General features: G+C 64.8%; 17 protein-coding genes. 7 read left to right on the top strand and 10 right to left on the bottom strand.

The window, feature by feature from the left end:
* Nucleotides 1-188: 188 nt before the first annotated feature.
* Nucleotides 189-1220, bottom strand: coding sequence for an NAD(P)H-quinone oxidoreductase (locus EYW47_RS36065; RefSeq protein ID WP_240764061.1), 1032 nt, complete (start codon nucleotides 1218-1220; stop codon nucleotides 189-191).
* A gap of 164 nt (nucleotides 1221-1384) precedes the next feature.
* Here EYW47_RS36065 and EYW47_RS36070 point away from each other — a divergent pair, with 164 nt between their 5' ends.
* The 6 genes from EYW47_RS36070 to EYW47_RS36095 all read left to right on the top strand — a co-directional run bounded on the left by EYW47_RS36070 (nucleotide 1385) and on the right by EYW47_RS36095 (nucleotide 7235).
* A complete protein-coding gene (locus EYW47_RS36070) occupies nucleotides 1385-2254 on the top strand; it encodes a LysR family transcriptional regulator (RefSeq protein WP_133199585.1) in 870 nt (289 codons plus the stop codon).
* Nucleotides 2255-2383: 129 nt separating this feature from the next.
* Nucleotides 2384-3058 (top strand): histidine phosphatase family protein, encoded by a 675-nt coding sequence (locus EYW47_RS36075; RefSeq protein ID WP_133199586.1) that lies wholly within the window; start codon nucleotides 2384-2386, stop codon nucleotides 3056-3058.
* Nucleotides 3059-3112: 54 nt separating this feature from the next.
* Nucleotides 3113-4141, top strand: a complete 1029-nt coding sequence (locus EYW47_RS36080; RefSeq protein ID WP_133199587.1) for a phosphotransferase — start codon at nucleotides 3113-3115, stop codon at nucleotides 4139-4141.
* A 55-nt stretch (nucleotides 4142-4196) separates the two neighbouring features.
* Nucleotides 4197-4961, top strand: a complete 765-nt coding sequence (locus EYW47_RS36085; protein ID WP_133199588.1) for an SDR family oxidoreductase — start codon at nucleotides 4197-4199, stop codon at nucleotides 4959-4961.
* A gap of 24 nt (nucleotides 4962-4985) precedes the next feature.
* Nucleotides 4986-6236 carry an acyl-CoA dehydrogenase family protein gene (locus tag EYW47_RS36090; RefSeq protein ID WP_133199589.1) on the top strand — a complete coding sequence of 417 codons (1251 nt, stop codon included), beginning with the start codon at nucleotides 4986-4988 and terminating at the stop codon, nucleotides 6234-6236.
* 84 nt (nucleotides 6237-6320) lie between these two features.
* On the top strand, nucleotides 6321-7235 hold the full coding sequence (locus EYW47_RS36095) for a LysR family transcriptional regulator (RefSeq protein WP_133199590.1): 915 nt from the start codon (nucleotides 6321-6323) through the stop codon (nucleotides 7233-7235).
* Nucleotides 7236-7299: 64 nt separating this feature from the next.
* Here EYW47_RS36095 and EYW47_RS36100 read toward each other — a convergent pair whose 3' ends face one another.
* The 3 genes from EYW47_RS36100 to EYW47_RS41155 form a co-directional block, all read right to left on the bottom strand.
* Nucleotides 7300-8778 carry a YncE family protein gene (locus EYW47_RS36100; protein ID WP_133199591.1) on the bottom strand — a complete coding sequence of 493 codons (1479 nt, stop codon included), beginning with the start codon at nucleotides 8776-8778 and terminating at the stop codon, nucleotides 7300-7302.
* Complete coding sequence (locus EYW47_RS36105; RefSeq protein ID WP_133199592.1) at nucleotides 8778-9260, bottom strand: DUF305 domain-containing protein; 483 nt, start codon at nucleotides 9258-9260, stop codon at nucleotides 8778-8780. The genes EYW47_RS36100 and EYW47_RS36105 overlap by 1 nt, the downstream gene beginning before the upstream one ends.
* A gap of 145 nt (nucleotides 9261-9405) precedes the next feature.
* Complete coding sequence (locus tag EYW47_RS41155; protein ID WP_165976773.1) at nucleotides 9406-9546, bottom strand: hypothetical protein; 141 nt, start codon at nucleotides 9544-9546, stop codon at nucleotides 9406-9408.
* Between the two features lie 208 nt (nucleotides 9547-9754).
* Here EYW47_RS41155 and EYW47_RS36110 point away from each other — a divergent pair, with 208 nt between their 5' ends.
* On the top strand, nucleotides 9755-11353 hold the full coding sequence (locus EYW47_RS36110; RefSeq protein ID WP_133199593.1) for a methyl-accepting chemotaxis protein: 1599 nt from the start codon (nucleotides 9755-9757) through the stop codon (nucleotides 11351-11353).
* 154 nt (nucleotides 11354-11507) lie between these two features.
* On the opposite strand, the gene EYW47_RS41480 is transcribed toward EYW47_RS36110, so the two are convergent.
* The 6 genes from EYW47_RS41480 to EYW47_RS36140 form a co-directional block, all read right to left on the bottom strand.
* Nucleotides 11508-12266: a hypothetical protein gene (locus EYW47_RS41480; RefSeq protein WP_133199594.1), complete on the bottom strand. Its 759-nt coding sequence runs from the start codon at nucleotides 12264-12266 to the stop codon at nucleotides 11508-11510.
* A 559-nt stretch (nucleotides 12267-12825) separates the two neighbouring features.
* Nucleotides 12826-14646, bottom strand: coding sequence for a chloride channel protein (locus EYW47_RS36120; RefSeq protein ID WP_133199595.1), 1821 nt, complete (start codon nucleotides 14644-14646; stop codon nucleotides 12826-12828).
* 193 nt (nucleotides 14647-14839) lie between these two features.
* Nucleotides 14840-15559, bottom strand: coding sequence for an L-fuculose-phosphate aldolase (locus EYW47_RS36125; protein WP_133199596.1), 720 nt, complete (start codon nucleotides 15557-15559; stop codon nucleotides 14840-14842).
* The gene (gene mtnA / locus EYW47_RS36130) at nucleotides 15556-16632 is read right to left on the bottom strand and encodes an S-methyl-5-thioribose-1-phosphate isomerase (RefSeq protein WP_133199597.1); all 1077 of its coding nucleotides are present in this window, start codon (nucleotides 16630-16632) and stop codon (nucleotides 15556-15558) included. Before mtnA ends, EYW47_RS36125 begins: the two co-directional genes overlap by 4 nt.
* 83 nt (nucleotides 16633-16715) lie before the next feature.
* Nucleotides 16716-17981 (bottom strand): S-methyl-5-thioribose kinase, encoded by a 1266-nt coding sequence (gene mtnK / locus EYW47_RS36135; protein WP_133199598.1) that lies wholly within the window; start codon nucleotides 17979-17981, stop codon nucleotides 16716-16718.
* Between the two features lie 321 nt (nucleotides 17982-18302).
* Nucleotides 18303-21875: an indolepyruvate ferredoxin oxidoreductase family protein gene (locus EYW47_RS36140; protein WP_133199599.1), complete on the bottom strand. Its 3573-nt coding sequence runs from the start codon at nucleotides 21873-21875 to the stop codon at nucleotides 18303-18305.
* Nucleotides 21876-21932: the final 57 nt, after the last annotated feature.

The following is a 21932-nucleotide window of genomic DNA, read 5'->3' on the forward strand; positions in this document are numbered from 1 at the left end:
CTTTGTGGGTGTCCAAAGAGGCTTGACCACTACAGTGCCGCCCCGCACAGGGGCAACACTAATAGACCTACATGAAAACAAGGAAAGGCCAACGCCAACGCCAACGCCCCACAACCCACACCAAATCAATTCTCAACCACGCCCTAAAGACGTACTTATACATGAGGCGCCTGCACCGCACGCCAGCTTCAATCCTCCGCACCCGCCTGCGTGGTCAACACAATCTTACCGATATGCGTGCCCGAATCCATCAGCGCATGCGCGTCGCTCGCGCGCTCGAGCTCGAAGCGCCGAAAAATCACCGGCTTCACGGCGCCACTCCGCACATGCGGCCAGACATGCATCTCAAGCTCGCGAATGATAGCGGCCTTCTCCTCATGCGTGCGCGAGCGCAGCGTCGATCCCATATGCGTGAGACGCTTCGCGAGCATCGGAAACAGATCGACTTGCGTGGCCGGCCCCTTGATCACGCCGATCTGCACGATGCGCCCGTTCACGGCCGCGGCGGCGAAATTGCGCGCGACATAGTCGCCGGCAATGATGTCGACGATAACATCGGCACCTTTGCCCCCGGTGAACGCCATCGTCTCTTCAACGAAATCCTGATGCCGGTAGTCGATGGCGAGATCCGCGCCCAGCGCGAGACTGGCCGCGCGCTGCTCCTCGGAGCCCACCGTCGTGATGATGCGCCCCGCACCGAGCGCCTTCGCGAACATCGTGGCGGTCGTGCCAATGCCGGACGCCCCGCCGTGAATGAGCACGGTCTCGCCCTTCGCCAACTGGCCGCGCTGGAACACGTTCAGCCACACGGTCAGGAAGGTTTCGGGCATGGCGGCCGCCTCGACAACGCTCAATCCCTCCGGAATGAAGAGCGTATTCGACTCGTGCGCGGTGGCGTACCCAGCGTAGCCGCCGCCCGGGACCAGCGCGCAAACGCGGTCGCCGATCGTAAAGCGCGTCACGCCCGCGCCGAGCGCGACGACCTCGCCCGCCACCTCGAGGCCCGGAAGATCGGACGCACCCGGAGGCGGATCGTAAAGCCCCTTGCGCTGAAACACATCGGGGCCGTTGACGCCCGCTGCGTGAACCCGGATCAGGACCTCGCCGGCACCCGGCACCGGCACCGGGCGCACCGTAGGCACCAGAACCTCCGGGCCGCCCGGGCGGGTGATTTCAACGGCCGGCATGGTGGCCGGGATCGTGGCTGTTGCATTCGACATGGTGTCATCCTCATATGCGTGACCGAGGGGCGGCTGAATCTGGCTGAGTCACTGAATCGCCCGCATCGGATCTGCAAACGAGTATAGTTTTCGGGCTTCTTCGCGCCACGCAGTAAATTGCCGGTCGAGTGATGCAAAAATGCATCACTCGCTCTGGAGGCACCATGAACTGGGACGACGCACGAATCTTTCTCGCGATCCATCGCGAAACCACCTTGCGCGCCGCGGCCCGCTCGCTGAAGCTCGATCAGGCGACGGTAGGCAGACGCCTTGCCGCGCTTGAGCATGCGCTCGGAGCCGCGCTTTTCGTGCGCACGTCAACGGGCTATGTGCTCACTCAGGCGGGCAAGCTCGCGCAGGCGCCGGCCGAGCTGATGGAGCGCTCGGCACACGATCTCGCGCGGCGCACGCAGGGCATGGACAAGCGCCTTGCTGGAGAGATCAAGGCGACGACCACCGAGGCGCTCGCGCTCGAGTTCGTGATTCCGGCGATCGAGCGCCTTCGCGCAAAGCACCCCGACGTCACGATCCAGTTGAATACTTCGTCGCAGCTCGTCAATCTGGCGAGGCGCGATGCCGATATCGCGCTGAGGACCGTGCGCCCGACCCAGCCGGGACTGGTCGCGCGGCGGCTCGCAAGCTGGGAGATGGGGCTCTTTGCCTCCCAAAGCTATCTGGAGCGCCATGGCTTGCCCGTCGAGGGCGAGGCGTTTGCGGGCCACGACCTGGCGGTGTACCAGCCTTATATGGCGGCCATGCGCGTGCCTGCGCTCGCCGGCGAACCGGTTCACGGCGGGCGGATCGCGGCCAGCGTGAACTCGAACTTGAGTCTGCGCGCGGCCGTCAACGCCGGCATCGGGATCGGTGAAATACCCGTCAACATTGGCGCGGCCGACGGCTTGATCCGGATCTGGCCCGGACGTACCAGGGAAAAGCCGTATGAAGTGTGGCTCGTGACGCATCAGGATCTACGGCAGACTGCGCGCATCAGGGCGTTGATCGACGAGATAGCACAGGGGTTCGAGCCGAAGTGAGCGCCTGTTGGAGGGCGAAGGCCCTGCCAATCATCACCGCAGTGAATGCCGGTTCATTCAGCAAATAAACTTCATCAATACCGGCGCTGCCTCTAAGCTAACCTCACTACTTCAAGGGCTAGCGAAGCGATGGCGGAACTCTACCTGATAAGACACGGCCAGGCGTCCTTTGGCACGGACAATTACGACCGGCTTTCGGACGCAGGCGAGCAGCAAAGCCTCTGGCTTGGCGAGCATTTCGCGCGCATTGGCGTCCGGTTCGACCACGTCATGACCGGCACGCTACGGCGCCACGCACAGACGCTCGACGCGATCCGGCGCACGCTGCCTGGCCTGCCGCCCGAGCGCGAAGTTCACGCCGGGCTGGACGAATACGATTTCCACGCGCTCTTTGCCGCCCTGCCCGACGAGCATCGCAGCCTTGCCGACGCCGTGAAGGGCGATTCGCGCGAATTCTTCAAGGCCTTGCGGCAGATTCTGCATTTGTGGACCGACGGCGCGCTCGACGAGCGTGCGCCCGAAACGTGGAGTGCATTCCAGCGGCGCGTGGCCGATGCCCGCGCTGCCATCCAGCAAAGCGGTGCGCAGCGCGTGCTCGTGGTCACTTCAGGCGGCGTGATCGGCTCATTCGTCCAACAGTTGCTGCAAGCGCCCGCCGTGACGGCCATCGCGCTGAACATGCAGATCCGCAATAGCAGCGTGACGCAGTGCTACTTCAACCGCGAGGCGGCCCAACTGTCGAGCTTCAACGGCATCGCCCATCTCGATGATCCGCAACGCCACGCGTTTCAAACCTACGGCTAGGCCGTCCGCCCATCCACGCCAAGATCCACCACGACCTGTCCAGCAGCGAACGATATGACCAGCGAAACCACCAGCCCGTCGCTCGACCTCGACCGGCTCACGCCCTACCTTGAACAGCACCTCGCGGGCTTTCGCGGCCCCGTGCGCGCGACGAAATTCCCGGGCGGCCAGTCGAACCCCACCTGGCTCATTGAAGCGCCCAGCGGCCGCTACGTGCTGCGCCGCCAGCCGCCGGGGCAACTGCTCAAGTCCGCGCACGCCGTCGACCGCGAGTTTCGCGTGCTGAGCGCGCTCGCCGAAACGCCGGTTCCCGTGGCGCGCGTCTGGCATCTGTGCGAAGACCGCGAAGTCATCGGCAGTATGTTCTATCTGATGAGCTACGAGGAAGGCCGCATTTTCTGGAACCCGGCGCTGCCCGAAGTCGATCGCGAGGCACGGCGCGACTATTACGCGTCGATCGTCACGACGCTCGCGGCGCTGCACGACGTCGATCCCGAACGCGTCGGCCTTGGCGATTACGGCCGCCCGGGCAATTACTTCCAGCGCCAGATCGAGCTCTGGACCAAGCAATATCGTGCCGCCGAAACGGAGCGCGTCGCGCCGATGGAGGCGCTGATCGAGTGGCTGCCGGCGCATTGCCCCGCCGACACGCAGCGCCCCGCGCTCGTGCATGGCGACTTCCGCATCGACAACCTGATCTTCGCCCCCGACGCCCCGCGCGTACGCGCGATACTCGACTGGGAGCTCTCGACGCTCGGCAATCCGCTCGCGGACCTCGCGTACTTCTGCATGTGCCTGCGCCTGCCGTCGAAGGGGCATATCACGGGATTGCGCGGGCAGGACCGTGCCGCGCTGGGCATCCCCGAGGAAGACGAGATGATTGCGCAGTACTGCGAACTGCGCGGCCTGCCCGGCATCGAGAACTGGAATTTCTATCTGGCGTTCAGCTTCTTCCGCCTCGCTTCGATTGCCCAGGGCGTGAAGGCGCGCGCCCTGCAGGGCAATGCCTCGAACGCGAACGCGCACGAAGTGGGCAGCATGGTGGAGCCGCTCGCCGCGCTCGCAGCGGAACTGATTGACTGACGAAACACGCGCACCGCGTGCGCCCCGATACTGATCCCGAATCAAGGAGACGAGATTGACCACGAACCTGTTTGACCTCACGGGCCGGATTGCCCTCGTGACCGGCGCAAGCCGCGGCATCGGCGAAGCCATTGCCAGGCTGCTGGCCGAGCAAGGCGCTCATGTGATTGTGTCGAGCCGCAAGCTCGACGAGTGCGAAGCCGTTGCCGCGGACATCCGCGCGAACGGGGGCAGCGCCGAGGGCTTAGCGTGCCACGTCGGCCGCATGGAAGACATCTCGGCCACCTTCGAGCATATCCGCGCAAAGCACGGGCGCCTCGACATTCTCGTCAACAACGCCGCCGCCAATCCGTATTTCGGCCATATCCTCGACACCGACCTCGCCGCCTACAACAAGACCGTCGAGGTGAACGTGCGCGGCTACTTTTTCATGTCGGTCGAAGCCGGCAAGCTGATGAAGGCGCAGGGCCGTGGCGCCATCGTGAACACCGCTTCGGTCAACGCGCTGCAGCCCGGCGACCAGCAGGGCATTTATTCGATCACGAAAGCGGCTGTCGTCAACATGACGCGCGCATTCGCGAAAGAGTGCGGCCCGCTCGGCATCCGCGTGAATGCGCTGCTGCCCGGTCTCACGAAGACGAAGTTCGCGGGTGCGCTGTTCGAGAACAAGGACATCTACGACCAGTGGATCAACAACATCCCGCTGCGCCGCCACGGCGAGCCGCAGGAAATGGCGGGCACCGTGCTCTATCTCGTGTCCGACGCGGCGAGCTATACGAACGGCGAGTGCATCGTCGTCGATGGCGGCCTGACGATCTAGAAACCCGTACAGAGGCAACACATCATGAATTTCGCTTATAGCCCCAAGGTCGAGGACCTGATCCGCCGCGTGCGCGCCTTCATGGACGAGCACATCGTGCCGCGCCAGCGCCAGTGGCTCGAAGAAGTGCACGCGGGACACTATCCCGTCTCGTTCATGGAAGACCTCAAGGCCCTCGCCAAAGCCGAAGGCCTGTGGAATCTGTTCCTCCCGCACTTGAAGGACGACGAGCCCGGCACGCGCCTGACGAACCTCGAATATGCGCCGCTCGCGGAAATCATGGGGCGCGTCTCGTGGGCGTCCGAGGTTTTCAACTGCAATGCGCCCGATACCGGCAACATGGAGCTGCTGCATATGTTCGCGACGCCGGCGCAACGCGAGCAGTGGCTCGTGCCGCTCATGGAAGGCAAGATTCGCTCGGCATTCGCCATGACGGAGCCGGACGTGCCCTCCTCCGATGCGACGAACATCACGACGTCGATCCGCCGCGACGGCGACGACTACGTGATCAACGGCCGCAAATGGTTCATCACGAACGCGGCGCATCCGAACTGCAAGATCTATATCGTCATGGGCAAGACCGACCCGGACGCGGAAAGCCACCGCCAGCAAAGCATGATTCTCGTGCCGGCGGACGCACCCGGCGTGAAGGTCGTGCGCAATATCACGGTCATGAACCATGTCTCGCCCGAAGGCCATTGCGAGATCACGTTCACCAACGTGCGCGTGCCGGCTTCGAACCTGCTCGGCGAGGAAGGCAGCGGCTTCGCGCTCGCGCAGGCACGCCTGGGACCTGGCCGCATTCACCACTGCATGCGCTCGATCGGCGCGGCGGAGCTCGCACTCGAACTGATGATCGAGCGCGCGCAGGAGCGCAAGACCTTCGGCAAGTATCTTTATCAGCACGGCACGGTCGGCGAATGGATCGCGAAGTCGCGCATCGAAATCGATCAGGCCCGGCTGCTCGTGCTCAAGGCCGCATGGCTTATCGACGAGGTGGGCGCGAAATCGGCGCGTAAAGAAATCTCGATGATCAAGGCGCTGGTGCCGCAGGTTTATACGGCGGTTTGCGACCGCGCGATGCAGGTGTTCGGCGCAATGGGCGTGAGCCCCGACACGCCGCTGGCCGATCACTGGAGCTGGGGACGCGCGCTGCGCTATGCGGACGGCCCGGACGAAGTCCACCTCCAGGCCATCGCCAAGATGGAGCTTGCGCACCGCAAGGAGCGGTTTGGCACCATGGCGGCCTACCTGAACGCCCCGCTGCGGGACTGATCCCCCGCGCACGGAATTGGGCCCATCGCGAACGCATCGTCACGGCGCCGCTCGTTTATGATGACGGCAAACGGAGACCGTGAGATGCGTTCACCCAAGCTGGATCTGAATCTATTCGTCGTATTCGAGTCGATCTACGACAAGCGCAATCTGACGCGCGCGGCCGAGGCGCTCTTCATCACGCAGCCCGCCGTCAGCAATGCGCTTGCCCGCATGCGCAAGGCGTTCGACGACCCGCTGTTCGTGAGCACGTCCACGGGCATGGTGCCCACCCCGCTCACTGAGAACATCATCGGCCGCGTGCGCGAAGCGCTGCAGTTGCTCGAAGCCAGCGCGACCGAAGGCGACGTGTTCGTGCCCGCCACTTCGGAGCGCACGTTCCGGCTGAGCATGCCCGATTTGAGCGAGGCGATTCTGCTGCCCGCGCTGGGCGAGCTGCTGCAGCAACAGGCGCCCGGCATGAGCATCGAATGCTATTTCACCCCGCGCAGCGAGATGTCCACGGCGCTGGCCACAGGCAAGATCGACTTCGCGATCGACGTGCCGCTCGTCGACGACCCGCAACTGCGTCAGGCACCGCTCGGCAACGACCACTATGCGTGCATGCTGCGTCACGATCACCCGTTTGCGGGCGAGACGCTGGCCATGGACGACTACCTCGCGCTCGGCCATATTCAGGTGTCGAGCCGACGCCAGGGCAGCGGCTTCGTCGACGCGGAGCTGAAAAAGATCGGCAAGCTGCGGCGCATACAGATGCGCGTGCAGCACTACATGGTGGCGCCGCTCGTGGCGCTGCGCACCGATCTCGTGCTCACCGCGCCCATCCAGCTGCTGCAACGCCATGACGCGCGCATTTTCGAGTTGCCGTTTCAGCTCCCGGACCTCGAATGGCATCTGTACTGGCATCGCAGCAGCGAGCAGGACCAGGCGGGCTTGTGGCTTCGCGGCAAGATTCTCGAGTTGATGAGCGGCACGCCACCAAGGACTGCCGGCAGATGACCCACGACGCCCAGGGCTGGCGGCCAGTTGCCCGCCGCCCTTGGGCCAGCAGTTGCGCGCTCCTTCAAATCGACTGTACCTGCACCGGCGCGCCTGGCTTGCCCGACACCAGCGGCGCCACCACGAGGTAGCGGCGCTTGTCACCAGGCGCGCTCATGCCCGGCGTGACCAACTGGCGAATTTGCCCAAGCGCGTTGACGATCGCGGAGCCCGCCGGATTCGTCATGAAGTTCGCGAGCACCTGCACGTCGCCCGTGCCGTCGGGGTGATCGGCGAGACCGAGCACATAGGCCTGTTTCGGCTGCAAACCCGTGACCGCGGCCTGGAGAACCTGCACGAGCCCCTGGTCGAACAATGCAACGGTCGTTGGCGCGTGCGCCGCATCCACCGCGTTGCCCGCTCCCACCGGCACCAGTGCAATGTGAGCACTCTGTCCCGCGAGACCCAGCGTCTCCAGGTTTTGTGCGCCATCGCCTTGCGGGACCGCGTCCGGCACATAGGTGACCGCCTGCGGCGCCTGCCCGATCGGCACCGTTGCGACAACCGTGTTCGTGAGCGTGTCGATGGCCGTCATCGCATCCGCGTTTTCCAGGCCGACATAGATGCGGCTGCCGTCACCCGACGGCCAGAGCCCATGCGGCAAGCTGCCAACAGGAATCGTTGCCACCTGCGAGATGTCGTCGGTTCTGAATACCTTGACGACATTCAGTCCTCCTACGGTTACATAGGCGAACGTGCCCTTCGCGTTATGCACGATATTCACGTGATTCGTGATCGGGCCCGTATCGAGCGTCTTGAGTACCGCGAAGGGCGGCCTGGCGTCGAACACCTGAACCTTGCCCACGTCCTTGAGCGTGAACCAGACCTGCTTGCCGTCCGGCGTGGCGGCAATGTCCGGGCAGAATGGGCTCGCCTGTTTCACGGTGCCGACGATCTTGTGGTCAACCACGGAGATGACCTCGGTCTGTGGGTTGAAGGACGAGCAGACATAACCATACTTCCCGTCGGGCGAGAAAATCTGCATCCCAGGGCCCGCCGGCACCGTGATACGCGTTTTCTCTTCGAAGGTTTTCCCGTCGAGCACGGCCACATAGTTTTCGCCCCGCACAGTCACCCACACTTCCTTGCCGTCGGGCGTAAAAAATGCCTCATGCGGCGAGCGGCCAACGTAGGTGACATGCTTGACGGCATTCGTCTGCGTGTCGATGAACGAAACCGAATTCGAGCCGATCGACACCACCGCAATCGTGCGATGGTCCGGCGAGTAGCCCATGCCGTGCACGAGCAATTGGCCTTTGTACAGCGGACTGAAGTTGCCCGGCGATGGGTCGCCGAGGCGGATCAACCCGACCAGCCTGTTGTCGGCCGGGTCGATCACGGACACCGTATTCGAGAATTGCTCGGCGGCGTAGACGCGATCGTGGTGGCTCACAGCGATGTCCGGATCGGACAGCGATCCGGGCGCCTGCCCGGCAAAGGCGAGCTGCGCCGCAGCCAGCGCCACCGCCGACACCGCGACGGTGCAAATCGATGTGCGTTTCATCATGGCTCCTTCTGCGTGGGATTCGGCACAGGCATCTGCATGCCCGGGTGCGATAGCGATTGGGAATGGGCGGCCGGCCTTTGCTGATCGGGTGCGGGCGCCGGGGCCGGCTGGGGTTGCCCGAGCGCGAGACGCATCGCAACGATCTCCTGCTGTTGCTCGACCACGATCTCTTGCGCGATGCGGCGCAGTGTTTCGTTGTGCCCATAGCGCAGTTCGGCCTGGGCCATGTCGATGGCGCCTTGATGATGAGGCACCATCATGGCGACGAAATCGCGATCGACGTCGCCGCCCGGCTTGACGGACATGCCGTCCATCATCTTGCTCATGGCGGCATCGTTTTCCGCCATGAAGGCCGCTTCGTCAGGGGCGGCGGTCTGCGGCCCAGCCGCAATCGCGGGCGAGCCGCACAGCGCCGCAATCGAAATGAGCAGGACGGCGCATGGGACCGTTCGCGCCCTACGGGATGTCGACGTTCGCACGATGGTTCTCCCCCTGTGAGTCACGCATCTCTTGTTGTGGTGAACCCGCCGCGCGCGGGCTTATTCCGGGCGCCGGGGAGATTATTCGCCGCCGCAACGCCATGCAGATCCGCAGCTGTCGCCCGTCGCGGCGGCGCGCGACGCCTCACACATCGTCTTCGGGCGCGACGCCGCCGCTTTTCTCGATCTCGCGCTGCGTCAGGTCCTCCGCGCGCTGCTCGAGACGCGTGAGCAGCGCGTCGAGCTCGCTTCTCAACAACGGTCCCGGATCGGCAATCGGCTTCAACGTATCGCATAGGGCAGACTATGCATCGATCGCCTGGTCGCGCCAGCGCCGCGTCGGGTATGTGCATACATAGTTTGATAGCCTTTTGTCATTTTGATCGATTCTCCTGACACCACACTCAAGTTGTTGAGCGCCGCTGCCGTCATCCTCAGTCAAGAGATGTTCCACATCGACTGTCGTCGGGCACTGGCTCGAAGGGACACATGGAATGACGCTTGCAAATCTGAAGATCGGAGTGCGCCTCGCCGCAGGGTTCGGATTGGTCCTTCTCCTCATGGCGCTCCTCGTTGTCGCCGGCTTGATTCGCCTCGCGCATATCGGTGAAATCAACCACGAGATCATTCACCAGCAGTGGGTGAAGTCTGAGGCAGCACAGATCATCAATGCCCGTACTCGTGCCAACGCCCGCGATACGCTTGAGCTGTTCATCACGAGTGACAGCGATAAAGTCGCCGCGATCTATCGTGATATCGACGGCAACAAAGCGGCCATCGATGACGCACTTGTGCGCCTCGAGCAGCTTGTCCAGACGTCCGAGGGCAAGAACCTGCTGGCCGATATCAAGGAATCACGAGCCGCGTATGTCGCGTCCTTCGGCAAGGTAGCCCAATTGATCGCGCAGGGTCAGCGTGACGCTGCGGCCGCGATGATGAACGCCGAAACGCTGCCTGCGCTCGATCGTCTCCAGCAGCATGTGACCGACATGGTGAAGCTGCAACGGCGACGCGCAGAGGAGCGCGGCGCGCAAGCGGCACAAGACATCGTCTCGGCCCGTAACATGATGATTGTGCTTGGCCTGGTGGGAGTCCTGATCGGTATCGTCTCTGCGTATGCGCTGACGCGTTCCATCACACGTCCACTCGATGAAGCGGTGAAAGTCGCACAGACCGTGGCTTCCGGAGACCTGACGAGTGACGTTCGCGCCCGATCACGCGACGAGACGGGCCAATTGCTGGAAGCGCTCGCAACAATGAACGAAAACCTTAAAAAAATCGTGGGCGAAGTGCGCACGGGCACCGACATGATCGCCACTGCATCGAGCCAGATTTCGAACGGGAACCAGGATCTCTCGTCTCGCACCGAAGAGCAAGCGAGTTCGCTTGAAGAGACCGTCGCATCCATGCAGGAGCTTACGAACACGGTCAAACGGAATGCGGACAGCGCGCTGCAGGCGAACCGCCTTGCGCAATCGGCCTCCGCGGTCGCGATCAAGGGCGGCGCCGTCGTCTCGCAGGTGGTTGACACAATGGCCGTGATAACCGGGTCGGCCAACAAGATCGTCGAGATCATTGGTGTCATCGAAGGCATTGCGTTTCAGACCAATATCCTGGCGCTCAACGCGGCGGTCGAAGCCGCTCGTGCGGGAGAGCAAGGCAGGGGCTTCGCAGTCGTAGCGGGTGAAGTGAGAAACCTGGCGCAGCGCTGCGCGGCAGCGGCCAGGGAAATCAAAAGCATGATTGGCGACTCGGTGGAGCAGGTGCAGGCCGGAAGCCGACTGGTTGCGCAAGCGGGCACGACAATGGACGAGATCGTGACGAGTGTCGAGCGTGTGGCGAGCATTTCGGGCGAGATCACGGCTGCCAGCCAGGCGCAGAGCGCCGGGATCGAGCAGATCAACCAGGCGATGGGGCAAATGGACCAGGTCACGCAGCAGAATGCGGCGCTCGTGGAGGAAGCCGCAGCGGCCGCCCAATCGCTGCAGGATCAGGCGGGCAAACTGGCGAATCTGGTAGGTGTGTTCAAACTCAACGACGTGGGGGCGCAGATGTCGATGAAACGGCCAGATGCCGAGATTTTTGCGTATTGAGACCCCAGTCGCCCAAGACTGAGCTGACATGCGCGTGCGTCGAGGCCGCGAGTTGAGGGTTCTATTATTGAAACGGGTACAGATTTAATACGGTTTGCGAAGAGATCAGGAAAGATCCGACGTTCGAGAGATTATCGGGTGGTCTCCAACTCGATCAATGCCCGCGCATACCTCCGCCAAAGGCGCCTCCCACGAAGTGTCCGCCTGCGCCGTTCCCCATATGCCCCCCTCCGCCACTCGAGGCATGTCCGCCCGCACCGCTGCCCATACGACCACCGCCACCACTCGCGAAATGTCCGCCTTCACCGCCACCATAGCCGCCTGTCGACATGCGCCCCGCTTGCGCGGGCACGCCGGACGGCATCACTACCACGTGCGGCGCTTGAGTGGGCACGCCGGACGGCATCACTATCACGTGCTGCGCTTGAGTGGGGACGCCTGGCGGCGTCGCTACCATGTGCCCCGGTTGAGCGGAGACGCCTGGCGGTACGGCTACGCTGTGCGACCGGCGAGCGGGTGAGCCCCCGGACGGCGTCTCTACACCGCGCCCCGGATGATCACGGAACACCGACGGCGTGTCTACCATGTGATTCCGATGTTGGCCGAAGCGATCGTGATCGAAGTCGCGGTCGAAGTGATGGTCGAAGTCGTGGTCGAAGTGATGATCGAAGTCGTGGTCGAAGTGATGGTGATGGTGGCGGTGGAATTCGTCAAAGAAAACGAATGCCCCACCGAATCCGACCGGCCCCCAGTACCAAGGCTCGTAAGAGTACGGCTCATAGGAGTACGCGTAGCCCGGCACGGCCCATGACTCGTCATCGCCGGGCACGAACACCCAGGTGCCGTCAGGCTGCTGGCAGGCCAGCGCGGTCAACGGCTGCATGACACCGTCGACTTCTGCTTCACCTGACACGTCACGGCACGTGGAAGTATCGATCGGCGGCTCTGCGTAAGTCTGAGCCGCCACGGGGGCGACGCAGACCAGGCCAGCGAGTAGCGCCAGTCCAAGTCGAAATTCGTTACACATGATTCATCTGCCAGTAGCGCGTACCATGCGCGGCGTAGCCGCTCCAGGCTGACGCTCCATTGCTTCACTGCTTCACCGCTTGTCTGCTCCCTACCCTTGAAAAGAGAAACGTATGGAGCGTTCGCTTTATTCCGCCCGACCGAGCTGCCGGACCACGACCACATGCTAACGATGCCACGTATAGCGAGGCATCGGTTACATCAATCCCGCGAGAGTTGTGCCTGATCCTGCATGCGCAGGCACAGGGGGGCGATCGGCAGCTAACATGGGACCATTGAGGTTCCCGCTGTTTTTTCGGCTTTCAAAGGGCCCGAGTTATGCTGGCCGGCATTTCGGTCAACTACGATCGAGCCGGTTCGGGCGCGCTCGAGCCGGGCAAACGTGCACCGCACGGCGCCGGCCTACTGCAAGGCGCTCGCGCGCGTGCCCGCTTCGCGGGTGGTGCTCATCGGCCCCCATCGGCGTGCTCGTCGGGCCCGTCCTGGCGCTTGAGGGTGGGCGCGAAAAGGGTGCTGCGAGGAATCCAGACCTGGCGGAACTGCTCGAGCTCGCGCTCCTCGGCGAAGACCTGCATCGAAGGCTTGACCAGATCGTGCCGCGAGACCACGCCGACGAGGCGCAAGGTCTTGGCGTCTTCCACGACCGGCACGCGCTCGAGGCCCGTGATGGCAAGCCGCGCCGCCACGTTCCGGCATGTCTCGCCAGGCAAGGCAATCTCGGGCCGGGTCTTCGCGAAGGCCGAGCCAATCGGCATCCCGGCTTTGCCCAGCGGAATCTGGTCGAGCAGCGCGCGGTCCACCATGCCCAGCAGCACGCCATTGCTCAGCACGGGATAGGCGCGAAACTTCTGCTCCTTGCCGAAATAGTCGTTCAGCACGCTGGAGATCGTTGTGTCCGCATCGATAGTCACGACCGTGCGCGTCATGACCTCGTCCACATAATGGCGCTCGAGCGGATCGATGCTGTATTCGCGGTAGATGTGATAGCCGCGCCGGGCAATCTTCTCGGTCAAGATCGAGCGGCGCATGAACATCACCGTGAAGCCATAGGCCACGGCGGCGGCCGCGAGCAGCGGCAGCAGGGCATCGGCGTCGCCGGTCAGCTCGAAGGCGAACACCGCGGCCATCACGGGCGCGCGCATCATGCCGCCGAGCGCGGCCGCCATGAAGATGAGCGGCCACAGCGCGGGGTCGCCCCCGGGCATGTACGGCCCGACGAGCGCGCCCACGCCGGCGCCCATCATCAGCAACGGCGCGAGCACGCCGCCCGAAGTCCCCGAGGCCAGCGCGATGACCCAGATGATGGCCTTGACGACCACGATGCCGACCACGACGTGCAAGACCAGGTGATTCTGCAGCAGGTCGCCGATCACGTCGTAGCCGACCCCGAGCGTGCGCGGCTGGAAATAGCCGCCGGTGCCCACGGCAATGGCGCCCAGTGCGGGCCACCACATCCAGTGAATGGGGAGCTTGCCGAACAGGTCTTCCACCTTATAGAGCGAGGTGGACAGGCCCCACGACAACGCGCCCGCGATCAGCCCGGCAATGGCCGCCGACACAATGCCGATCGGGCCGATCGGTAGCGTGTGCAGCGGAAACAGCGGGCCGCTGCCGAGAAACAGCGGCCGCGTGAAGCCCGCCACGGCGCAGGCGATCGCCACCGGCAAGAGGCTGCGGGGGCGCAACTCGAACAGCAGCAGCTCGATGGCGAGCAGCACGGCGGCCACGGGCGTGCCGAACACGGCGGTCATGCCGGCCACGGCGCCGGCCACCAGCAGCGCCTTTCTTTCGGCGCTCGAGAGATGGAAGAACTGCGCGATGAGCGAGCCGATTGCGCCGCCCGTCATGATGATCGGGCCTTCGGCCCCGAACGGCCCGCCGCTGCCGATGGCGATGGCCGAGGCAAGCGGCTTGAGCACGGCCACCTTCGGCGACATCTTGCTCTTGCCGAACAGAATCGCCTCGATGGCTTCAGGAATGCCGTGGCCGCGAATCTGCTCCGAGCCGAAGCGGGCGATCAAGCCCACCAGCAGGCCACCGATCACGGGAGCGGCCACCACGAGCCACCCCAGCGTGTTCTGCGCCGGAGAATGATTTGCCGTGGAGAGCGTCTGGAAGAAAAACAGGTTCGTGAAGAAGCGGATGAGGTGCAGCAGAAAGTCGGCGGCGACGGTGCTCAGTGCGCCGCCCACGGCAGCGATGGCGCTGATGCGCAGAAGCCGGACATCGGTTGCGAAATCGCCCTTGTGCTCGCTGTGCTCGCTCATGATTCCCCTTGGCGGGCACCGGATGGTCGGCGGCACCCACGAGATATTTATATCATAACGTGATGCAATGAGCCGGATTCATCCGCTGATTTCATTGGCCGTGAATGCGCCCTCGCCCCCCGCGCCCGGTTTCGAGCAATCCGGGCCGGGCGGTCGTGCCCGGATCTGCGTGGCCGATGCTGCGCGCCGCCGCTCACTTGCGCGGGCCGTAGCCCTTGAACTTCTCGATGACTTCCTCCATCTGCGCGTCCGACAACAGCGGCGGCTCGCCGAGCTGGCACGCGAGCAGATATTGCTTCGCCAGCACCTCGACCTCGTTGGCGAGCCACAGCGCCCGCGCCAGATCGCGCCCCAGTGCAATGACACCGTGATGCGCGAGCAGGCAGGCGAGCCGCTCGTGCAGCGCTTCGAGCGCGTGATCCGAAAGCGCCTGACTGCCGAAGGTCGCATACGGCGCGCAGCGAATGGAATTGCCGCCCGCCGCGGCCACCATGTAGTGATGCGCGGGAATGCCCCGGCCGTGGATCGCAAGCGCCGTCGCCGCATTGGAATGCGTATGGACGACGGCGTTCACGTCGGGCCGCGCGCGCAGGATGTCGCGATGAAAGCGCCACTCCGAAGAGGGACGCTGCGCCTCGAAGAGCGGGTCGTCCTCACGCACGTCGAGCGGCATCCAGACGATGCGCTCTCGCGTGAGCGCCGCGCACGGCACGCCGCTTGGCGTAATGAGGAGTCCGTCATGCCAGCGCGCGCTCACGTTGCCCGAGGTGCCCTGATTGATGCCGAGGCGCTCCATCTCGCGAGCGGTATCGACGATCTGCTGCCGCAATTCGGCTTCGGCGCGGGTATCGCGTGCGCGCGCCGCTGTCTCGCCCGCGCGGCGCTCTGCGCCCTCTTCACTTGCGCCGCTCATACGGCCGCTCCCGTGGGGAACAGCGCCGCCAGATTATCTTCGAAGGGCGCGCACACGATTCCCAGCTCCGTCACGATGCCCGTGACGAGCGCGTGCGGCGTCACGTCGAAGGCCGGATTGCGCGCCTTGATGCCCTCGGGCGCGGTGCGCCGGCCCGCGAACTGCGCGACCTCGTCGGCGCCGCGCTCCTCGATCACGATGTCCGCGCCGCGCGCGGTGCGCAAATCGAGCGTGGACGATGGGCACGCCACATAGAACGGGATGCCGAAATGCTTTGCCGCGATTGCCACGCCGAGCGTGCCGATCTTGTTGGCCACGTCGCCGTTCGCGGCCACGCGGTCGGTGCCCACGATCACGAGATCGATCAGCCCCTGCGCCATGAGCGTGGGCGCCATGCTGTCGGTGATCAGCGTGACGTCGAGCCCGGCCTGCTGCAACTCGTACGCGGTGAGCCGCGCGCCTTGCAGGAGCGGCCGCGTCTCGTCGGCATAGACGCGAAACGGCACGCCATCGCGATGCGCGCAATAAAGCGGCGCCGTAGCGGTGCCGATGCCTGTCGTTGCGAGCGCGCCGGCGTTGCAGTGCGTGAGCACGCCGCTACCCGCCTTGATCAGCGAGCGGCCATGCTCACCGATCTTTGCACATAGTTCGATATCCTCATGATGAATGCGCGTTGCCTCGGCCACCAGCGCCTCGTAGACCTCTGCTCCCGTGCGGGCCTCGGCGCCCCGCGCATGCGCGAGCATGCGCTCGAGCGCCCAGCGCAAATTCACCGCCGTCGGCCGCGCGCTGTCCAGATACGCGGCGTGCTGTTCGAGCCGCGCGAGGAATGCGCCGCGCGGCGCCTGCCGCTCGGGCTGCATCGCCACGCACAGCCCATAGGCCGCGGCAACGCCAATCGCCGGCGCGCCGCGCACGCGCAGCTCGTGTATCGCGCGCCAGACCGCCTCGACAGTCCCGGTCGCCTCGACCACGCACTCGAGCGGCAGGCGCGTCTGGTCGAGCAGATAAAGGGTCTCGTCGCGCCACTCGAGGGTGGGCGGAAGATTCGATGTGTGCGGCTGCAACGCCATACGTTCTCCGTGAATGCCGGTACGCCGGACCATGCCGCTTGCGCGGCGCATTGTTCGTGTCTGTGCCGCTTACGCCGGCGCGCTCACGCGTCCACCGGTTGCGCGAGTAGCTGGGCCGCCAGCGCGGTGACGGCCTCGATCGAAGCCAGTTCGCGCCGCTGCACGAGCAGCGCCTCGGCAAGCCGCAGGCAACGCACTTCTACCCGCGCGCGCACGGCTTCGTCCTTGATGCCGGTGATCTCCGCGACCTTCGCCATGCCGACGATGCGCCGGATCATCTTGCAGCCCGCGAAGCCGAGCGTGTCCGCCAGCAGCCGCCGCATGAAGTCTTCGCGAAACGCCTCGGCGGCATGCGTATCGGCGGGGCCGCCAATATACGCGCGCCCGGTCTCGCGCTCATGCACGCGCCAGAGGCCCGCGAACTTCTGCGCAAAGCCGTTCCATACCCGCACGACCTGCTCGAGCAGCCAGCGCTGATACACGACAGGGTCGCGGCCCGCCACGCGGTCGTGCCACTCGCGCGCATAGCAGGCCAGCAACAGGTTCGCGATGAACGCGCCCGTGTCGAATCCCATTGGCCCATAAAAAGCGAACTCGGGATCGATCACATAGGTCTCGCGCTCGTTCGCCATGATCGAGCCCGTATGCAGATCGCCGTGCACGAGCGTTTCCGCATGGTTCATGAAGGCCCACTTCATCTCGCCCGCGGCGCGGCGCAGCGGCTCGTGCGTGCGCAGCCGCTCGAGCGCCGCAGCCGGCAGCGCAGGACTATACACGTTCGACGGGTCGTCTTCGAACGGAAACGTGAAGACGAGATCCTCGGTAATCCGGCACAACTCGGTGTTGATGTCGCCGCCCACGGCCGCCTTCTTCGCATCGGGCGCGAGATACAGGTCGGAGCCATGAAACAGCGTGCGCGCGAGAAACGTGGAGACGTGATCGGCCAGATGCGGATACACGATGCCGTCGATGAGCCCCTGGCGCAGCACGCGATGCGAAGCGAGCCGCTGCATCACGATGAGGAATCTCTCGCTGTCGGCGTGATAGACGCGCGGCACGTGCTGCGGGCACAACGCGCCGAAGCGGCGCAACGCGGCCACTTCGCGCTCCATGCGCTCGCGCGGCAGCGGCCAGCTTTCGCCCACGAGCCGCAGGAACGGCGGCGCCTGCTTGACGACCACGCTGCGCTGCGGATCGCGCGCGCTGCTCACGAAGTAAACGTAGTTCAGGTTGCCGTCGCCCACTTCGACGACCTGCAGTTCGCTGTCGTCGCCAAGCCGTGCGTGGACGGCTGGAATACCCCTCAGGTATGCCGCCAGTTCGGAAGAGCTGAAAGCCTCGAAGTGCATGGGTTTTCCTGTGCGGAAAGTGGACGCTGGGAATGGGGTCGCCTGGCTTGAACGCACGCTCGCGCAGCGTTGCCAGAAGCCAATTCTGGATGCGCTCGCTCATCGACTGATCGACGCCCGCACGCATGGGCTCCCCGGGTAGCCGCGTTGGGCGTCAACCGCATTGGGCGTCAATTTACATCAGACGTCTGATGTTAACGACCAATGGTTTTCCCTTGAAGGCGGGACAACATCGAGCATTCTCAATCTGTCCCTCTCGCCGGCGGAACGTCTTGCGGCGAGAGGGACATCGCACGGCTTATGCGTGCTGCTTACACGTCCTTAAGCACTGGCGGCCATGCGCGCCGGCGTGCGGTACTCGCGCAGCAGTTGCTCGCGCTTGCTGGCCGCGGCGCGGACGTTGTTCTCCTTGACGTGCCCGAAGCCGCGAATGTCGTCGGGGATGCCGGCCAGCTTGAGCGCCATGGGGAGCCGTTCGGCATCGAGCGTCGCGCAGAATTCGTCGACCAGCGCGATGTAGTCGGCAATCAACTGGCGCTCGCCGCGCCGCTCTTCCGTGCGGCCGAACACGTCCAGCGCCGTGCCGCGCAGACCCTTCATGCGTGCAAGCGCGCGCAGAGCCGGGAGCACCCACGGACCGAACTTCCGCTTCTGCATGCGGCCCTGTTCATCGCGTTTCGCGAGCAACGGCGGCGCGAGGTAGAAGCTCAGCTTGTAATCGCGGCCCGGCTCGCCCTCGAATTGCTCGCGCAGCTTCGCGAGGTAGGCCGGATCGGCGTACAGGCGAGCGACTTCGTATTCGTCCTTGTAGGCCATGAGCTTCGCGAGATTCACGGCAACCGAGCGCGTGAGCGGCAGCTTCGCATTGCCGGTGGCCTGCATTTCCTTCGCGCGAATACGGTCGATCACGCCGCGATAGCGTTGCGCATAGTCCGCGTTCTGATATGCCGTCAACAAGGCTTCGCGCGAGGCGATCACCGTGTCGAGCGACTCGGGCATGCGCACCACGATCGTTTGCGGCGCGCGCTTGGCATGCGCCTGGAGAGCGGCGTCGCCGTGCTGCGCCACATAGCGCCCCCAGTTGAACGCAAGGCGATTCTTCTCGACCGCCACGCCGTTGAGCTCGATCGCGCGCAGCAGGCTCGTGAGCTGCAGCGGCAGCCAGCCCTTCTGCCAGGCATAGCCCAGCAGCAACGGATTGCTGTAGATCGTGTCGCCGAGCAGCGTCAGTGCGAGCGCGTTGGCGTCGATGAACGCACAGCCCTCGCCGATGCTCTCGCGCAGTCCCGCTTCCGTTTGCGCGCCGGGGAACGACCATTTCGGATTCCGGACGAAATCCGCCGTTGGCGTCGCACCGCTGTTGACCGCGGCCACCGTCACGCCGTATTGCGTGCGCGAGAGCACATCGTTGGACGCCGTCACCACCACGTCGCAGCCGATCACGAGGCGCGCCTCGCCCGTGGCGATGCGCGTCGCATGCAGCGCGTTGGGCGCGGACGCGATCTGCACGTGGCTGAGCACGGCGCCGCCCTTCTGCGCGAGGCCCGCCATGTCGAGCACGGTCACGCCCTTGCGCTCGATATGCGCGGCCATGCCGATCAGCCCGCCGATGGTCACCACACCCGTGCCGCCCACGCCCGTGACGAGGATGCCATAGGGGCGAGCGAGCGCAGGCAGCGTGGGAGCCGGCAGTGCGTCGAAATCGGGCGCCGCTGCGGCACGCGCGGCCTGCGGCTTGCGCAGTTGCGCGCCTTCGGCCGTCACGAAGCTCGGGCAAAAGCCCTTCACGCACGAGAAGTCCTTGTTGCACGACGACTGATTGATCTTGCGCTTGGTGCCGAGCGGCGTTTCGAGCGGCTCGACGGACAGGCAGTTCGACTGGACCGAGCAGTCGCCGCAGCCCTCGCAGACCGCGTCGTTGATGAAGGCGCGGCGTGCCGGATCGGGATACGTGCCGCGCTTGCGGCGGCGGCGCTTCTCGGTGGCACAAGTCTGATCGTAGATCAGCACGGTCGTGCCGGGCACTTCGCGCAGCATGCGCTGCACGGCGTCCAGCTCGTCGCGGTGATGAACCTTCACGTCCGTCGGCAACACGACGCGCGAGTCGTATTTCTCTGGCTCGTCCGTGACGATGACGATGCGCTTCGCGCCTTCGGCGTGCACCTGATGCACGATCTGCGGCACGGTCAGCACGCCGTCGATGGGCTGGCCGCCCGTCATGGCGACGGCATCGTTATAAAGGATCTTGTACGTGATGTTGGCATTCGCCGCGATGGCCGCGCGAATGGCCAGCAATCCGGAATGGAAATAGGTGCCGTCGCCGAGGTTCGCGAAAACGTGCTTGTCGCCGGCAAAGTGCATCTGCCCGATCCACGTCACGCCCTCGCCGCCCATCTGGCTGAAGGTCTCGGTCTTGCGGTCCATCCAGATCGACATGTAGTGGCAGCCGATGCCCGCGAGCGCGCGCGAGCCTTCGGGCACGTTGGTCGAGGTGTTGTGCGGGCAGCCCGAGCAGAACCAGGGCTTGCGCTCGACGCTCACCTGGGGCTTCGCCGCTTCACGCTCCTTTGCCTCGATGATCGCAACGCGCGCGAGCATGCGTGCGCGCACCTCTTCAGGCAGATCCGCGCGTGCGAGCCGCCGCGCAATGGCCTTGGCGATGAGCGCGGGCGACAGCTCGTAATGCGCGGGCAACAGCCAGCTGCCGCGCGGCACCGACCATTCGCCGCCTTCGTTGTCGCGTTCGTCGAATTTGCCGTAGATCTTCGGGCGCACATCCTCGCGCCAGTTGTACAGCTCTTCCTTCAACGCATATTCGAGAATCTGGCGCTTTTCCTCGACCACCAGGATCTCTTCCAGGCCAGTCGCGAACGCGCGCGCGTCCTGCGCATCGAGAGGCCACACGCAGCCCACCTTCATGACGCGCAAGCCGATCTGCGCGCACGTTGCATCGTCGAGGCCGAGGTCGCTGAGCGCCTGGCGCACGTCGAGGTAGGCCTTGCCCGCGGTCATGATGCCAAAGCGCGGCGCCGGCGAATCGATCACCACGCGGTTGAGCTTGTTGGCGCGCACATAGGCGAGCGCCGCATACCATTTCTCGTCCAGCAGACGGGCTTCCTGCACGAGCGGCGTGTCGGGCCAGCGGATATTGAGGCCGCCCGCGGGCATCGCGTAGTCGTCCGGCGTAACGATCTCCACGCGCTCAGGATCGAGGTCGATCGACGCCGTGGACTCGATCACGTCGGTCACGCACTTCATGGCCACCCACAGGCCCGAGTAGCGGCTCATCGCCCAGCCGTGCAGACCGTAGTCGATGTATTCCTGCACGTTGGAGGGATACAGCACGGGAATGCCCGCCGCGATGAACGCGTGCTCGGACTGATGCGCGACCGTGGACGACTTCGCCGCGTGATCGTCGCCCGCGAGCACGAGCACGCCGCCGTGCGCGGCGCTGCCCGCCGAGTTCGCATGCTTGAACACGTCACCGGTGCGGTCGACGCCGGGTCCCTTGCCGTACCACATGCCGAATACGCCGTCGCGCGTCGCGCCCGGCCACAGGTTGACCTGCTGCGAGCCCCATACGGCGGTTGCCGCGAGATCCTCGTTCACGCCCGGCTGAAACACGATGTCGTTCTCGTGCAGATGCTTCTTGGCTTTCCACAGCGACTGATCGAGCGCGCCCAGCGGAGAGCCGCGATAGCCGGAAATGAAGCCGGCAGTGTTCAGGCCCGCCTTGCGGTCGCGCGCCTTCTGCAGCATCGGCAAGCGCACCAGCGCCTGGGTGCCGCTGATATAAACGCGCCCGCGTTCGAGCGTGTACTTGTCGTCGAGCGAAACCGGGGTGGCCGGCGTATCGGTCGTCATATCGTGTGCAACGGGGTCGCGCGCATTCATGGGGTATGTCTCCGCTGGATAATCGTTTTCCGCCGAGTATAGAAAGCCATATTCGTA

It is taken from the genome of Paraburkholderia silviterrae (assembly GCF_004353915.1).
Taxonomy (GTDB): domain Bacteria; phylum Pseudomonadota; class Gammaproteobacteria; order Burkholderiales; family Burkholderiaceae; genus Paraburkholderia; species Paraburkholderia silviterrae.

What these genes read in the sequence shown, in the direction of transcription:
- EYW47_RS36065 (WP_240764061.1), bottom strand. Translation starts at nt 1,220, where the DNA reads ATGTCGAATGCAACAGCCACGATCCCGGCCACCATGCCGGCCGTTGAA.
- EYW47_RS36070 (WP_133199585.1), top strand. Translation starts at nt 1,385, where the DNA reads ATGAACTGGGACGACGCACGAATCTTTCTCGCGATCCATCGCGAAACC.
- EYW47_RS36075 (WP_133199586.1), top strand. Translation starts at nt 2,384, where the DNA reads ATGGCGGAACTCTACCTGATAAGACACGGCCAGGCGTCCTTTGGCACG.
- EYW47_RS36080 (WP_133199587.1), top strand. Translation starts at nt 3,113, where the DNA reads ATGACCAGCGAAACCACCAGCCCGTCGCTCGACCTCGACCGGCTCACG.
- EYW47_RS36090 (WP_133199589.1), top strand. Translation starts at nt 4,986, where the DNA reads ATGAATTTCGCTTATAGCCCCAAGGTCGAGGACCTGATCCGCCGCGTG.
- EYW47_RS36095 (WP_133199590.1), top strand. Translation starts at nt 6,321, where the DNA reads ATGCGTTCACCCAAGCTGGATCTGAATCTATTCGTCGTATTCGAGTCG.
- EYW47_RS36100 (WP_133199591.1), bottom strand. Translation starts at nt 8,778, where the DNA reads ATGAAACGCACATCGATTTGCACCGTCGCGGTGTCGGCGGTGGCGCTG.
- EYW47_RS36110 (WP_133199593.1), top strand. Translation starts at nt 9,755, where the DNA reads ATGACGCTTGCAAATCTGAAGATCGGAGTGCGCCTCGCCGCAGGGTTC.
- EYW47_RS36120 (WP_133199595.1), bottom strand. Translation starts at nt 14,646, where the DNA reads ATGAGCGAGCACAGCGAGCACAAGGGCGATTTCGCAACCGATGTCCGG.
- EYW47_RS36125 (WP_133199596.1), bottom strand. Translation starts at nt 15,559, where the DNA reads ATGAGCGGCGCAAGTGAAGAGGGCGCAGAGCGCCGCGCGGGCGAGACA.
- mtnA (WP_133199597.1), bottom strand. Translation starts at nt 16,632, where the DNA reads ATGGCGTTGCAGCCGCACACATCGAATCTTCCGCCCACCCTCGAGTGG.
- mtnK (WP_133199598.1), bottom strand. Translation starts at nt 17,981, where the DNA reads ATGCACTTCGAGGCTTTCAGCTCTTCCGAACTGGCGGCATACCTGAGG.
- EYW47_RS36140 (WP_133199599.1), bottom strand. Translation starts at nt 21,875, where the DNA reads ATGAATGCGCGCGACCCCGTTGCACACGATATGACGACCGATACGCCG.